At 60.5% G+C, this 1,684-nt stretch carries 2 protein-coding genes; both read right to left on the minus strand.

What is annotated here, in order from left to right:
- Positions 1–1,183: dipeptidase (locus JNL55_RS02415; protein ID WP_293848786.1), on the minus strand; the 1,183-nt coding region annotated here is incomplete at its 3' end.
- Positions 1,180–1,684: amidohydrolase family protein (locus JNL55_RS02420; RefSeq protein WP_293848789.1), on the minus strand; the 505-nt coding region annotated here is incomplete at its 5' end. The genes JNL55_RS02415 and JNL55_RS02420, both read right to left, overlap by 4 nt.

Consider the following 1,684-nt stretch of genomic DNA (forward strand, 5'->3'; position numbering starts at 1 on the left):
GCATCACTCGAAGCAGATTGCCGCGCGAGAGCTTGATCAGATCTTCATCCTTCCAGCCGCGTCGTATCAGTTCTGCGAACAACGCGGGAAAGGTCGACACATCTTCGAGGCCTTGCGCCATGGCCGCCGGCTCGCCGTAGAAGTCACTGCCGATACCGATGTGATCCACGCCGGCAACCTTACGCAGGTAATCAACGTGATCGGCAACGTCGGTGAGCGTCGCGCGTGGCCGTGGATTGGCCGACTCGTACTTGCGTTCAGCCGCCTCGCGTTCCTTCCCCTGCTTTCCCGCGCGCGCCTGCTCCATTCCTTGTTCCCATGGCCCGATCAAGCTCTGCTTGACCGTGAAGTAGGTGATGAAAGAAGCCATGATCAGGCCGCCGTTCTTGGGCAATCGGCGCAGCACTTCATCCGGCACATTGCGTTCGTTGCGAGTGATCGCCATCGGATTCGAGTGGGAGAAAATGACCGGTGCATGAGTCACGTTGAGCACGTCCTGCATGGTCTGAGTGTTGACGTGCGAGATATCGACCAGAATGCCCAACCGGTTCATCTCCCGAACGACTTCGCTACCGAACGCCGTGAGTCCGGCATTAGCAGGGTCCGTCGATGAGCGCGCCCAATCGTGCGAGTCGGAGTGCGTCAGCGTCATGTAGCGAACGCCCAAGCGATGGTACGTGCGTAGAACGCCGAGCGAGTTCTCGATGGTGTGCGCACCTTCCACGCCTAACAGCGACGCAATCTTGCCGTCACGATTCGCGCGATCGATGTCGTCAGCGGTCAATGCCAGCCGCAAGTCGTTGGGATAGCGCTCGATCATGCGTAGCGCGATGTCGATCTGCTCGAGTTGGATACGAGCGCGACCGGCACTCTTGGTCTCGTCGCCGCTAGGCACCCAGACTGACCAGAACTGTCCACCGAGCCGGCCTTTGCGCATGCGGGCAAGGTCCGTGTCACCGGTCGTCGCCTTGTTCAAATCGTATGCGGCGACATCGCGAGGCGCCTCTTTCGATTCTCGGATGGCCATTGGCAAATCGTTGTGACCGTCGATCACAGGATGTTTTGCCAGCAACTGGTTCGCATGCTTGAGCGCCGCATCCTCCGCCGCCGCCATTCCCGCCGACGTAGCCAGCAGCACGACGATCGCGAAGGCCGTCCGCACGCTTTGCATCGAATTCATCATGACTTCTCAGGCTGGTGGCGCAGGACTCGGCCGCTCTTGGCGCCGGTGGCATTGCCGTCATCGATGGCGAAGTCGCCATTGACGATGACGTAGTCCATGCCGACGGCGTACTGCAGCGGTTTCTCGAACGTGGCTAGATCCCGAACGGCGGCCGGATCGAAGATCACTAAATCGGCGGCCATGCCGACAGCGATACGGCCGCGATCGAAGGCACCGATGCGATTCGCCGCCAGCGACGTCATGCGACGGATCGCTTCTTCGAGGCTGATCACGCCGTCCTCACGCACGTACTTCGCCAGCACCCGAGGAAATGATCCGAAGGTCCGCGGATGTGTGGACTCCGCCTTCGCTGGATTCGTCGGACCATTGTCCGTATCGAACATCACGAACGGCGCACGCATCGCGAGCACCTTCTGTGCTTCGTTCATGCTTTCGGGCGCAATGCCAGTGTCCGCTTGCACCAGGTCGAAGAACGTATCCCACACGTCGCGCTTGTCCCGG

Origin of the sequence: Steroidobacter sp. (assembly GCF_016790065.1) — a bacterium.
Taxonomy (GTDB): Bacteria; Pseudomonadota; Gammaproteobacteria; order Steroidobacterales; family Steroidobacteraceae; genus Steroidobacter.